10 protein-coding genes are annotated in these 14558 nt (G+C 42.3%); 9 read left to right on the top strand and 1 reads right to left on the bottom strand.

All coding sequences use genetic code 11. The annotated features are described in order from the left end of the window. Window positions 1-34: 34 nt before the first annotated feature. The gene (locus ACTQ1L_RS10565; RefSeq protein ID WP_441367043.1) at window positions 35-1273 is read right to left on the bottom strand and encodes a 6-phosphofructokinase; all 1239 of its coding nucleotides are present in this window, start codon (window positions 1271-1273) and stop codon (window positions 35-37) included. A gap of 148 nt (window positions 1274-1421) precedes the next feature. Between ACTQ1L_RS10565 and ACTQ1L_RS10570 the strand changes: the two genes are divergently transcribed. From ACTQ1L_RS10570 to radA, 9 genes are all read left to right on the top strand, one after another. Beyond that, entirely contained in the window at window positions 1422-2327 is a 906-nt protein-coding gene (locus ACTQ1L_RS10570; protein WP_441367044.1) for a 4Fe-4S cluster-binding domain-containing protein, read from the top strand. 205 nt (window positions 2328-2532) lie between these two features. After that, entirely contained in the window at window positions 2533-2832 is a 300-nt protein-coding gene (locus ACTQ1L_RS10575; protein ID WP_321110779.1) for a hypothetical protein, read from the top strand. Then, window positions 2829-3875, top strand: a complete 1047-nt coding sequence (locus ACTQ1L_RS10580) for a S66 family peptidase (protein WP_441367046.1) — start codon at window positions 2829-2831, stop codon at window positions 3873-3875. The genes ACTQ1L_RS10575 and ACTQ1L_RS10580 overlap by 4 nt, the downstream gene beginning before the upstream one ends. Next, window positions 3872-4915, top strand: coding sequence for a DUF1002 domain-containing protein (locus tag ACTQ1L_RS10585; protein ID WP_441367047.1), 1044 nt, complete (start codon window positions 3872-3874; stop codon window positions 4913-4915). Before ACTQ1L_RS10580 ends, ACTQ1L_RS10585 begins: the two co-directional genes overlap by 4 nt. A 220-nt stretch (window positions 4916-5135) precedes the next feature. Further along, window positions 5136-7511 (top strand): dockerin type I domain-containing protein, encoded by a 2376-nt coding sequence (locus ACTQ1L_RS10590; RefSeq protein ID WP_441367048.1) that lies wholly within the window; start codon window positions 5136-5138, stop codon window positions 7509-7511. A 16-nt stretch (window positions 7512-7527) separates the two neighbouring features. Next, window positions 7528-9504 (top strand): cadherin-like beta sandwich domain-containing protein, encoded by a 1977-nt coding sequence (locus tag ACTQ1L_RS10595; RefSeq protein ID WP_441367050.1) that lies wholly within the window; start codon window positions 7528-7530, stop codon window positions 9502-9504. 10 nt (window positions 9505-9514) lie between these two features. Continuing rightward, window positions 9515-11971 carry an ATP-dependent Clp protease ATP-binding subunit gene (locus ACTQ1L_RS10600; RefSeq protein WP_441367052.1) on the top strand — a complete coding sequence of 819 codons (2457 nt, stop codon included), beginning with the start codon at window positions 9515-9517 and terminating at the stop codon, window positions 11969-11971. Window positions 11972-12019: 48 nt separating this feature from the next. Next, window positions 12020-12433, top strand: coding sequence for an endosialidase (locus ACTQ1L_RS10605; protein WP_321110790.1), 414 nt, complete (start codon window positions 12020-12022; stop codon window positions 12431-12433). Between the two features lie 57 nt (window positions 12434-12490). Next, window positions 12491-13861 (top strand): DNA repair protein RadA, encoded by a 1371-nt coding sequence (gene radA / locus ACTQ1L_RS10610; protein ID WP_441367054.1) that lies wholly within the window; start codon window positions 12491-12493, stop codon window positions 13859-13861. The last annotated feature ends 697 nt before the right edge of the window (window positions 13862-14558 follow it).

The raw sequence follows: 14558 nt of genomic DNA on the forward strand, positions 1-14558 counted from the left end.
GCTGCCCACACCGGGGTGTAGGCGGCAGCTAAAATCAGTTACATTTGTGAAGATGTGACACATCCATATAGTCAGGCAGACCATTCTTGTAGGCTACAGCGGTTTCTCCCTGAATAAGTGGCTTTAAGTATTCGATAAGCTCAGGCTTCACATCATTGCCCGCATCATTGATCCACTCTCTTGGCACAGACTTGGCCTCGTTTGCGATATCCTTTATAGCAGAATATGTGTATTCCACCTGATAAGGATTATTTGAGATGCGCTTTAAGCATACCATTGATGCGGTCACACCCTCTGCTGCAATAGTGACACCCTTTTTACCCTGAGCAAAAGATTCCTCGATATCGGTTAATGATGCAAGGTGTGAGGCACAGCGCTGGAGCACATTTACCTCTACTGAGCGAACCTTGACACCGATGTTTTCTTTCACAATGAACTCAAGAGCCTTTCCGGCACCGCTTAGCTGCTGGTGTCCGAACTGGTCACATGCGGCCTTTGATGATGTAATGTATGAGCCGTCTGCGTCATGTATTCCTTCGGATACGGCAACTATTACATTGTTAGTGTGCTTGAGGGCTTCTTTTATATCGGCAACAAATTTGTCCTTGTCGAAATCCACCTCAGGCAGATAGATGAACTGAGGCGCTGTATTGTACTCATTACGTGCGAGAGCGGAAGCGGCAGTGAGCCATCCTGCGTCACGTCCCATGATTTCAACGATTGTCACACTCTTAACAGCATAGATAAAGGTATCATGGGCTATCTCAAGCATGCTTGATGCGATATATTTGGCGGCAGAGCCAAAGCCCGGAGTGTGGTCTGTCATGCACAGATCATTGTCGATGGTCTTTGGAATCCCTATAATTTTCACATCACTGTTGATTTTTTTTGCATAATCGGATAACTTTAATACGGTATCCATCGAATCATTTCCACCGATGTAAAAGAAAGCTTTTATAGAAAGCTTATCGAACTGGTGGAAGATGTATACATATGGTGAATCATCATCCTTGTAATCAGGGAGCTTGTGGCGGCATGAGCCAAGATACATGGCAGGTGTGGTCTTAAGCTTTTCAAGATTAGCATCATCTGCAAAAATATCTGATAGATTGAGATAATTCTCATTTAAAATGCCGAGTATTCCGTTTACGGCGCCATAGCAGATATCGTATTTCTCAGAGCTTTTTACTCCTGAGATGACTCCTGCAAGGCTTGCGTTGATTGCAACAGTTGGGCCGCCTGACTGGGCGACGATACAGTTTGACTGATTCATTGTAATCTCCTTATTGTGTATTTTAACTATTCTCTTCTGTAAGAATAGTTATGGTATAATTTTAAAATGACTACTGAAGGTGCATGGCATATGCACCGCATAATCATATAGATTGTAGTATCAAACATTATTTTTAGCAAGGGTTAAAATGAAAAATATGAATAAATACGAAAATTGCTTATTGTGTCCCAGAAAATGTGGCATAAACAGAGGCATAGGACAAACAGGTGCATGTGGCGTTTCATCTGAAATAAAGGTGGCGCGAGCAGCGCTTCATTACTGGGAGGAGCCATGCATATCAGGAAAAAGAGGAAGCGGGGCAGTTTTTTTCTCAGGCTGCAGCCTGCACTGCGTGTTCTGCCAGAACAGGGCGATTTCTGACGGAAAAGAGGGAAAGGTAATCAGTAAAGAGCGGCTGAGTGATATCTTTATAGAACTTGCTGACAAAGGCGCAAATAATATCAATCTGGTCACACCGGGGCAGTATATCCCTGATATAGTGTGGGCGGTAAACGATGCAAAAAGCCGCGGCATGAAGCTTCCTATTATATATAATACGAGCGGATATGAAAATGTGACAGAGCTAAAGCTGCTTGAGGGCATAGTGGATGTGTATCTTCCCGATTTTAAATATATGGACAATATGCTTTCGGCGAGGTATTCAAGGGCAAAGGATTATCCATCTGTAGCAAAGCAGGCGCTTTCAGAGATGGTCAGGCAGCAGCCGGATGTCGTGATTGACGATGCGACAGGACTCATACAAAAGGGTGTTATTGTGCGTCAGCTTCTTTTGCCGGGACATGTGAATGATGCAAAGGCTGTACTTAAGTACCTGTATGATACATATCATGATCACGTATATATAAGCATGATGAGCCAGTTTACGCCGATTGCACTAAAGGATTATCCTGAGATAAACCGCACAGTGACAAGGAGAGAGTATGAAAGGCTTGTTGACTATGCTATAAAAATAGGAATCACGAATGCATTTATACAGGAGGGTGACGTGGCAAAGGATAGCTTTATCCCGGCATTTGACTGTGAGGGAGTATAATATTTACCGTTTTTCTTAATAAAATAGTAAGAATTGGCAGGCAAAAATGACTGGATTTTGTAGCGCCGGTGTAGTACTATGGTTATGTGATATTTTGTAACTGTGAAGGTACTGAACAATATTATGTTATTACTCACATCCCGGTGTGACAGACGATAATGTTTTTAATCACACAGGATACATTATTTAATAAGAGGATACATTGATGAAAAATATAGAAGAACAGCAGATAATAATTGAATGTCCGAATACTATCTTTCATCTATACATTGACAGTGAGGATGAGCTTTCAAAGGTTAAGGTGTTTATGAACAATATGAAGCATGTTGATTCGATAAGTCTGCATGATATATACAACTGGTGCAACAGACAGCATGTGCAGTATACGACGACATTTAATTATGACAGTAAAATGCCCTGGACAGAAATGATAAAATCCTACATGTTTTACTTCAGACAGAAGCTTAGATATGTAAATAATAGTGATAGGATGATAGAAACATGAGATACCCTGAATTTCTAAAGGATAGAGGAACAATAGGCTTTGTGGCGCCTTCGATGGGTTGTACAACAGAGCCGTACAGGAGTGCCTTTGACAATGCCATTAAAAGGTTTCACAGCATGGGATATAAGACGATAGAGGGACCTAACTGTAGGTGCGACAGTGGCATAGGTATCAGCAATACACCTGAGAAGTGCGCAGAAGAGCTGAACGAGAGCTATGCTTCTGCTGACAGTGATGTGCTTATATCCTGTGGTGGTGGCGAGCTGATGTGCGAGGTAGTGCCTTATATTGATTTTGAGCGCGTGAAGCAGTCAAAGCCGAAATGGTACATGGGCTATTCCGACAACACGAATTTCACATTTTTGGAGGCTACTATTGCAGATACAGCAGGTATTTACGGGCCGTGTGCGGGCAGCTTTGGCATGGAGGTGTGGCATGAGTCACTTACCGATGCATTTGATCTGCTTTGTGGCAGGAAGATTTCATTTACCAATTACCCTATGTGGGAGAGGGAATCGATAAAGGATGAGAATGCTCCGTTTGTGGGCTACAACCTGACTGAAAAGTCGTGTATCAGTTCTATTCCAGCGGTGGCAAAGGAAAGCAGGCTTACCATGAGAGGCAGGCTGCTTGGAGGCTGCATGGACTGCCTTATCAATCTGCTTGGCACATCATTTGACCATGTAAGGGAATTTAATGAGCACTACAGTGATGATGGTATCATATGGTTCCTTGAGGCCTGTGACCTTAATGTGATGGGCATGAGAAGGGCTATGTGGCAGATGAAAAATGCAGGATGGTTTTCAAATGTAAAGGGCTTTCTTATCGGACGCCCGGCGCACTTCGGAGAGGAAATGTTTGGCATAGACCACAGACAGGCGCTTTCATCACTGCTTAGAGAGTTTAATGTGCCGATCATCATGGATCTGGATATAGGTCATATGTCGCCGATGATGCCTGTGGTATGCGGAAGCATGGCAGATGTCAGCTTTGACGGAAGCAGATTTACAATTTCATATGATATGGATTTGGAGGAAAAATGATTAGATTGATAAAGAAAAAAGCAAAGAGTATTGTATGTGGCGTGCTTGCTGCGGTTACACTGTTTACGATGAATCCGGCAGTGTTTGCCACTGAGAACGCCACACAGGCTGATCCGGCTGCAAGTGCTGAAACATCGGCGGGGGACAGCAGCACTGCAACCGATAATAGTACTGCAGACAGTGCTACAGACAGTGCCGCGGCAGCAGGCGGTGAGGCGAACGATAAGGTGACCATCAGCAAAAGCGATAAGCCATATTTAAGTCTTGGAGCAGACCTCACACCGGATCAGAGAGCGACAGTGCTCGGATTTATGGGAATCGAGCTTACCGATCTGGACAAATACGATGTGGTATATGTAAATAACGATGAGGAGCACAAGTACCTTGATTCATACATCAGCAAGAGCGAGATTGGCACGAGGTCACTCTCATCAGTGCTCATTACAGAGGATAAAAAGGGTGCAGGTCTTAGTGTTTCCACGCACAATATCAATTATTGTACGGTAGGAATGTACAAGAATGCGCTTGCCACAGCAGGCATAGCTGATGCTAAAATCATAGTCGCAGGACCTTTCCCTATTTCCGGAACGGCAGCACTTGTAGGCACACTAAAGGCATACGAGGAGATGACAGGCAAGAAGCTTGACGACAAGGTGACAGACGCAGCGATGGATGAGCTTGTCACAACAGGAGAACTCAACAAGAGCATTGACGGCGATTCGCAGGATATCGAGGCAATGATTGCAGATTTAAAGAAGCAGCTTGCCGATGGAGGACTTAAGGATGAGAACCAGATAAAGGATGCGATAAAGGAGGCTGCAAAGGATTACGACCTGAAGCTTTCTGATGATGATATTGCAAAGCTTACTTCTCTTTTAATGAAGCTAAAGGATGCCAATATCGACTGGGATTCAGTCATCAATCAGGCACAGGACTGGGCTTCAAAGCTTGGTGACAAGATAAATGATCCGGGCTTCTGGGAAAAGCTGGGCAACTTCTTTATGGATTTATGGGATAAGATAAAATCCCTGTTCAGTTAGAGAAGTGACAGAAGACAGCAAAAATAAGCAGAATATGAATCAGACAACTCCCTGAAACGTAAGCATAAAGGCTGCGTTGAAGGGAGTTTTTGATATTTTTGATAAAAAAATAATAAATTTCTGCCGAATACATTGATACGAAGTTAATATTCTATTATAATTAAATGGATAATGTATAAAAGATAGCTATAAACAATGCACATAAGAAAGATGGGATTTGATGATTAAGATAAATAAATTTCTGGCAGTCTCTGCTGTTACATTGTCATTAGTCGCAGGTGACATGGTGCCATACAGCAGCATGGCAGTCTATGCAGAACAGAAAGCGAAGGTTGTGTGTGATGAGAGATACTGGGTAGCGGCGCGAAGCGGACCGGGAACAGAATATGAGCTTGAGCATAAGCTCTCAAACGGTAAGGATATCACTATTCTTGAGCAGACCACAGGTTCAGATGGCAAGGTGTGGTACAAGGCAAAGTACAATCTGGCTGCAAATAACAAGGAGTGTGTCAGCTATATCAGGTCTGATTTTGTAGCAGCAGGAGAAGCAGCTTCAAAACCGGAAACAGAGACCACGGCAGACACTGCAGCAGGTACTGCAGAGCAGGCAGACGTCCAGCAGAATAATGAGGATCAGATTGCACTTGCAACGGCTGCAGGGGCATATGCCACAGGAACTATTACAGGCGGTAATGTATATGTCCGCAATGCGGCAGGTACATCCGGCACCACAAAGGTTGTTTCTCTCAACTGGAACCATCAGGTTGATATAATCGGGGAGACAAAGGTTAATGGAGTGGTCTGGTACAATGTCAAGGGCACATTAAACGGCAAGGATTTTACAGGCTGGACTATCAGTACATATATAAAGGTCAATTACAATAATACCGGAGATAATACTGATTTTGTTACAGCCATGAAAAATGCAGGTTTTCCTGACAGCTATATTCCAAATCTGACAGCACTTCACAATAAGTATCCGAGCTGGACCTTTGAGGCAGTGAAGATAGGATTGGACTGGAATACTGTGATTGAAAATGAGAGTATCAACGGACTTAATCTGGTGTCTAAATCAGCAGACAATTCCAAGAAATCAACAGCAGCAGGCGCATACAACTGGTCGACCAATACGTGGGTTGAGTATGAGCCGGGCTGGGTATCGGCAAGTAGTTCATATATCGCATACCTTATGGATCCGAGAAATTTTCTGGATGAGACTAATATCTTCCAGTTTCAAAGTCTGGCTTACAGCCCGAATGAGACACTTGGCGGAGTACAGTCTATAATCAAAGGTACATTTATGGAGGGAACAAAGAGCTATTCCAACAATGGCGAGAAAATCAACTATGCAAATACTTTCATGGATGTTGCAAAAAGCAGTGGAGTGAGTGCATATCATATTGCGTCACGTATAAAGCAGGAGCAGGGAATAAATGGCACAAGTCCTCTTATTTCAGGCACATACAGTGGATATGAAGGATATTACAATTTCTTTAATTTTAGTGCAACCGGCAGCACTAAAGCGCTGATTTATAAAAACGGCCTTTCCTTTGCCAAGAAGCAGGGCTGGAACACCAGAGTAAAATCTATAAGCGGTGGCTCGGTTAAGGTAGGAAGCAACTACATAAATAAGGGGCAGAATACATTGTATTTTGAAAAATTCAATGTTGTAAACACAAGCTCGCTTTATTTCCATCAGTATATGGGCAATGTTACTGCAGCAATGACTGAGGGCAGGAATCTTGCGAAGGGATATTCTGATAAGAATCAGGCGTTTGTATTCAAAATACCTGTATACAACAATATGCCTTCATCAGCAGTCGGCTTCAATAAAGCAGGTGATACAAACAATTATTTACAGTCACTTTCAATAAGCGGTGTATCACTCACACCAGCATTTAACGGAACTACGACAAGCTACTCGGCAGTGGTATCTAATGCTATAAGCTCTGTGAGTATTACAGCAAAGGCTGTATCAGGGAACAGCAGTATTTCAGGTACAGGAAGCTATTCGCTGGCTGTTGGAAACAATACAGTCAAGATTAGCTGTAAATCACAAAGCGGTGATACAAGAACATATACCATAAATATAAACAGACAGGTGGCACCAGCAGGTAATAACAATTCCGGCGGCAATAATCAGGGTAATAACAGCCAGAATAATACGGAAGTAAATATAAGCTCCGGTAAATACAGGATAGGTTCGTACATTACAGGCATTGAGCCGGGAACGGGCGCAGCTGAATTTGTGAAAAACATAGCCGTATCAGCATCTGGCAGCGTAAAGCTTCTGACAAGCTCAGGCTCAGAAAACAGCGGTAAAGTTGCAACAGGTAATAAAGTGGCTGTTTATGATGCCTCAGGTAATCTGAAAAAGACTTACGATATTGTGATATATGGAGATATCAATGGTGATGGTGCAGTGAATGCTCTTGATATGATTAAGCTCAACAGACATATTCTTGGTAAGGGAACACTTACCGGGGCTCATCTGGAGGCGGCTGATGCGAACCGGAAGGACGATGGCGGAAATGCTCTTGATATGATAATCATGAATAGACATATACTTGGTAAGTCAAAGATATCGCAGAATTAGAAACGTGAGGAAAAATATGAAGAAATTATTTGGATGTATATTATCACTTGTTATGGCAGTAATGCTGGTTTTCGCACCTGCCGAGCATGTATATGCCCAGGGACTTGGACTCAGTGTGAGCTCAAGCTCTGTAGCGGTTGGAAAAACAGTTAAGGTAACAGTTTCCATGCCATCAGGATATTTTGGTACGGTAGTTATTTCAAGCTCTGATGAGGGAGTGCTGAGTAACGGTGGTGATGGTGTGGCAAATATTGGTGATGCGGCGGGATACCCTACATCACAATCATTTTCGTTTACGGCAAAAGCTGCCGGAACATGCTCGATTAAGGCATATTGTACAGTTGTAGGAGATGCGGAGGGCAATGATGCCGGAGGCACCATTACTGCAGCCAGCACAAAGGTTACGGTAACAGGCAGTTCTTCAAGCTCCAATGGTGGCAATAACAATAATAAGGGCAATGGGGATACAGCAGGAAATAATACAGGAAATAACACAGGCAATGGTGATAATACCGGAGAAGATAATACCAATAAGGATAATGAAAACAAAGAGGAAAAGAAATCCTCAAATGCATCACTTAGTTCACTTGTTATCTCGGCCGGAACCCTTTCACCAGAATTTTCGTCTGATACAAAGGATTATACAGCTACAGTAGACTACAGTTGTTCAAGTCTTGCGGTTACAGCCAATCCGTCAGATTCCAAGGCCAGTGTGACATCAGTTACTGGCAATGATTCCCTTGAAGTGGGAGATAATACGGTAAGTGTTGTGGTTACGGCAGAAGACGGAAGCACCGGCACATATAATATTGTTGTTACAAGGCGTGCAGAGGATGACCCTGACAATTCTGACAAACAGCAGGATTTAAAGAAATTTGATGTAAACGGTACTGAATGGACAATGGTAAATGATATTCCGGAGGATATGGTTCCGGAAGGCTTTGAACATTCAAAAACTGCAATTGATGGGCTTGAATATAATACTCTTCATGGCACATTCGGTGATTTGACACTTGTTATGCTGCAATCGGATAACGGAAACGGTCTTTTTGTCTATGATGCAGCTCAAAACGCAGCATATCAGTATGTCCGCATCAATTCTGAGTCTCATTTTATAGTTTTGCTGCTTCCTAAGGTGGATGATGTGCCGGATGGATATAATGAGGTATCACTTTCTATAGAAGGAAAGGGAGTAGCGACAGCCTATCAGAAAAAGGATGACCAATCCGATGAAATGACAAAGGATTTTTATCTTGTATATGCCATGAATGACAGAGGAGAGAGTGGATTTTATATCTATGACAGTGCTGAGGGAACATATATCAGGACAAATGTGACTACACCAACTGTTTCACAGAAGATAAATAATGATTCAGAGCATGAGGTTGTTTCAGGGATTGCCAATAAGTATCTTGTATTAGCAGCGATACTGGTTGTTGTTATAATAATATTGATACTGCTTCTGGTGTTATGTGCTGCAAAAAATAGAAAGTACAAGGCATTAGCAGAAGAAGATGACGACAATCAGGATGATGACTTTGCACCATTATTATCAGAAGATGATGTGGCAGAAATTTACAGCGAATCAGATGCTTCAGATACAGATGATCAGGCCACAGAAAATACGATTTCATATAGTTCAGAAGCAGATGAAGTGAATATTGACGGCACAGAATCAGAAGCAGAAGATACATATGGTACAGTATCAGAAGAAAATGATACGTATAGTACAGAATCAAGTGGTGTAGACTGTACTGATGCAGCTGAAACAGATACAACCGGCATGGAAACAGAAAAAGCAGAATCAGATAGCACAGAGACGGTTGAAAACAATGACATTGAAATAAATATGCCGGATGATTCAAAAATGACAGAAGAAAAACATAACTCATGCACGGAAAGTGTCAAAGACAGTAAGGAAAAAGAGATTGTCAGAAGAACAGTAGAGATTAAAGATGATAGCGATGATTTGAAATTTATTGATTTAAAGTAACTTTAAAATTATGACTGGAGGACATAACTTGAAAAAATATACAGATAAGGCTAAAAAAGCAATAGATTTGGCTGTACGTATATCTAAAAAATTGGGCTGTAATTATGTTGGAACAGAGCATGTACTCGCAGGCCTTCTTAAAGAGGGGACCGGAGTTGCTGCGGAGATTCTGACAGCGTTTAACGTAGAGTATGATAAGCTTATTAATATGATAGAAGAACTGATTTCGTCTGCGCAGGATGTAGAAGTGTGTGACAGGGATGGCTATTCACCAAGGGCGCAAAGAGCATTGGAGTCTGCATCAGATGAGGCGGAAAAATTCGATTGTGAAGAGATAGGAACAGAGCATCTGCTTATTGCTATTTTGTCACAGGGTGATTGCGCAGCAGCACGCTTACTGACTACGATGGGTGTCAATTCGCAGAAGATGTTTATAGAGATTCTGACTGCAATGGGAGAGGATCCGGCCAGATACAGAGAGTTTATACGAAGAAACAATAATTCATACAGTTCATCAACTCCCACATTGGATCAATATTCCAGAGATCTGACAGACATGGCCGATGCAGGGCTTCTCGACCCGGTTATAGGCAGAAAAAAGGAGATGGAGCGAGTTATCCAGATACTTTGCCGCCGTGGTAAAAATAATCCGTGCCTGATTGGAGAGCCGGGAGTGGGCAAGACTGCTATAGTTGAAGGACTTGCGCAGGATATAGTCAGTGGCAATGTACCTGATATTCTTTTGGGAAAGAGACTTGTTTCCCTTGATATGTCAGGGCTTGTCGCCAAATCAAAGTATCGTGGTGAGTTTGAGGAGCGCATTAAGAAGGTAATAAGTGAGGTTTCAAATGCCAAAAATGTACTGCTTTTCATTGATGAGCTTCACACTATAATAGGTGCCGGAGGAGCAGAAGGATCGTTAGATGCATCTAACATTTTGAAGCCGGCACTTGCCAGAGGCGAGGTACAGGTAATCGGCGCCACTACTATAGAAGAGTACCGCAAATACGTGGAAAAGGATGCTGCACTTGAGCGCCGCTTCCAGCCTGTGATGGTTGAAGAGCCGGGAATTGATGAGACGATAGAGATACTCACTGGGTTAAAAGGTCTCTATGAGAAGCATCATGGTGTCAGCATCACTGAGGATGGTGTGAAAGCAGCGGTAAATCTATCTGTACGATATATAAATGACAGATTTTTACCTGATAAGGCGATAGACCTGATGGACGAAGCTGCAGCAAGGATAAGGCTTAAGAACCTGACATCCTCTGACGAGCTTCTTGCTCTGAAAAAAGAGATAACAGATAAGCAGAATCAGGTGGAAGATGCTTTGTCGAAGGGAGATATCGCAGGTGCCGGCATACTTATGTCAGAAAAGGAAGTACTCGAAAATAAGCAGCAGAAGCTTATCAGAAAGAACCACCACACAGGAAGCAAAAATCAGCCTGTAGTCGGTGAAAACGAGATAGCTGATGTAGTATCGGGATGGACCCAAATACCTGTAAATAAGCTTACGGAGTCAGAGGCAGGACGACTTGCAAAGCTTGAACAGATACTTCACAAGCGTGTAATAGGACAGGAGGAGGCTGTTTCTGCTGTTGCAAAGGCAGTCAGACGAGGCCGTGTTGGATTAAAGGATCCTAAGAAGCCGATTGGATCATTTTTGTTTTTGGGACCGACAGGTGTTGGTAAGACAGAGGTGTCAAAGGCACTTGCTGAGGCTGTATTTGGCAAGGAGGATGCCATGATCCGCGTTGATATGTCTGAATACATGGAAAAGCACAGTGTTTCCAAGATGATTGGTTCACCACCGGGATACGTGGGCCACGAGGAGGGCGGACAGCTTTCGGAGAAGGTCAGACGCAATCCATTTTCTGTAATTTTGTTTGATGAGATTGAAAAGGCACATCCTGATGTGTTCAATATACTTTTACAGGTACTTGATGATGGCAGAATCACTGACTCGCAGGGACGCACAGTTGATTTCAAGAATACGATAATCATCATGACATCAAATGCAGGAGCGGCTTCTATTATAGAGCCAAAGCGCCTTGGATTTGGTGCAGGTGATGACGAAAAGCAGGATCATGAGCGTATGAAGAACAGCGTCATGGAGGAGGTCCGCCGTATATTCAAGCCTGAGTTTTTGAATCGAATAGACGAGACTATCGTATTCAGAGCACTCAACAAGGATGATATGAAGCATATAGTGACTCTTCTTGTTAAGGAGCTGCAGAAGAGGTGCAAAGAGCAGCTTGATATAGAACTCACTGTGCGCGACAGCGCAAAAGCCTTTATCGTGGATAAGGCCTATGACAGAAAATATGGCGCAAGACCTCTTAAACGAAAACTTCAGGAGGAGATTGAAGACCGCATGTCCGAAGATATTATTACCGGTAAAATCAAGCGCGGTGACAAGGTAATAATTTCTACGAAAAACAAACAAATTTCATTGACTGTTGAGTAGCATTGGATTTATAATTAATATATCAAATATAGCTACGGGAGGATAAAAATGGCTGTAATAAGTGAATTGATCCGTACTGAGGAAAACGGAAAGCTCAGCTTCGGAGATTATACATTGGCTGCAAAGGCAAAGCTTGACAATTTTGAAAAGGATGGAGATATCTACAAGGTAAAGACCTTCAAAGAGATTACAAAGCTTGAAAGAAACGGACTCTTTGTATACGAGTCTGTTCCGGGAACTGCAGTTATGGATTTCGAGGAGACTGCTGATACAGTGACATTTACTGTAGAGGGACCAGAGGATGCTCAGATTACTCTTGGTCTTGAAGAGGAGACGGAGTACGAAATTGGTATAGCTGGAGCTGTTGCAGGTACTATGAAGACAAATCTTGGCGGTAAGCTCAGCTTAAGCGTAGAGCTTGAGGGTGTTGATTCGGTTGATATCAAAGTATCTAGAAAATAGAGCATAGTTTTAGCCCGGTGAAAGCCGGGCTTTTTGTATTTTATAAAGGAGAACAATATGGCGAAAGGAAAGACCTCTGTATTTTTCTGCCAGGAATGCGGTTATGAATCGGCAAAATGGATGGGACAGTGCCCTGCCTGCAAGGAATGGAATACATTTGTAGAGGAAACCGTAGATAAAAAGTCGATAAGCTCGTCGGGAAAAGTAAAAAAAGAATCAAAGGCAGCACAGGTTCTGCCGCTTTCGGCAGTAAAAAGCGAGAAAGAGGAGCGTATAGTGACAGGTATAGCCGAGTTTGACAGAGTGCTCGGTGGAGGAATAGTGAGGGGGTCACTTGTGCTTGTGGGAGGAGATCCTGGTATAGGAAAATCCACGCTTTTGCTCCAAGTATGCAGGGAGCTCTCACGAAAAAAGGTGCCATTACTTTATGTATCAGGTGAGGAATCACTGCATCAGATAAAGATGCGTGCAGACAGACTTGGCGATTTCACGGATTCATTGGAGCTTTTATGTGAGACAAGTCTTGATATAGCAAAGGATGTGATTCAACGCAAAAAGCCGGAGGTTGTTGTGATAGATTCCATCCAGACCATGTATAACGAAGAGATATCATCGGGACCGGGCAGCGTATCGCAGGTCAGGGAGACAACCGGGGTACTCATGCAGCTTGCAAAGACTCTCGGCATTTCAATTTTTATAGTAGGACATGTGACCAAGGATGGTGCGGTTGCGGGACCAAGGACGTTAGAGCATATGGTTGACACTGTGCTTTATTTTGAAGGTGACAGGTATGAGTCGTACAGGATACTCAGAGGAGTAAAAAACAGATTTGGTTCAACCAATGAGATAGGTGTATTTGAAATGAAGGCGGAGGGATTAGTTGAGGTAGAAAATCCGTCTGAGTATATGCTAAGCGGTAAGCCCGAGGGGGCATCAGGGTCAATTGTGACATGCTCCATAGAGGGAAGCCGACCGATACTTCTCGAGATACAGGCACTTGTTTGCCACAGCTTTTTTAATAATCCGAGGCGTACAGCAAATGGTACAGATTATAATAAAGTAAATCTTCTCATGGCGGTCCTTGAAAAAAGAGCAAACCTGTCATTGTCAGATTGTGATGCTTATGTGAATATAGCAGGTGGCATCAGGATGAATGAGCCGGCGATAGACCTTGGGATAGTGCTTGCAATCGCATCAAGCAAAAAGGATATTATAGTGCGTGATGATACCATATGCTTTGGAGAGGTGGGCTTAAGCGGTGAGGTACGCGGAGTTACCATGTCTGAGCAGCGTGTGGCTGAGGCAAAGAAGCTTGGCTTTAAAAAGTGTATTGTTCCAAAAGTATGTCTTGCAGGAGTGTCGCATATCAGTGGAATTGAGATTGTCGGTGTGGCAAATATCAAAGAAGCGATAGAGGCTATCAGATAAAGATAGCATACAAAGATAGTACATAAAATAGTGTATAAAGATAGTATATAACAACAGTTGTAAAATTGCTGCTGGTTATACATGGAGAGTGCTGGGTAATATATTACCAACGATAATAATTGTAAGAATTGTATATAATAAACAGACAATTTAGAAAATTTATGTTTTTTAAGGCTATTTTACTACTTTAATTAAATGGAGTAAATCAGTTGACATATGTGTGCCGGGATGATATTATATCAAAGCTGACTCGCGGGACACATTGAGTTGTAGAGCTTGTGAGTTACGTTTTATAAACATGACTTTATAAATACTGCTTTGGAAATCGGTTGTTAAAAGTTATGGAAAAAGTTCTTGACAAATGAAAAACATTTTGATAGAATAAACAAGCTGTCGCAAGACAGAGAACTTAAAAAATAAGTTCGTAAATAAAAAAGTTTTTGACAAACACAAAGAACTTTGATAGAATGAATAAGCTGTCGCGAGATTAAGAAATAAAAGTTTAAATGCTTTTAAAAAAATAAAACAAAAAAGTTCTTGACAAAAAGAACTTACTGTGATATAATAATCTAGCTGATTACAGCAAAAATAAAGAACATTGATAACTGAACAGTGAGAAACCTTGAAAGATTTTGAGAATCAATCAGAACGCTTCAATGAAAATTGAAGACCTTTAAAACAGTAAATTCAGAATTTG

This window comes from Agathobacter sp. LCP21S3_B2 (genome assembly GCF_052118705.1).
Classification (GTDB): domain Bacteria; phylum Bacillota; class Clostridia; order Lachnospirales; family Lachnospiraceae; genus Roseburia.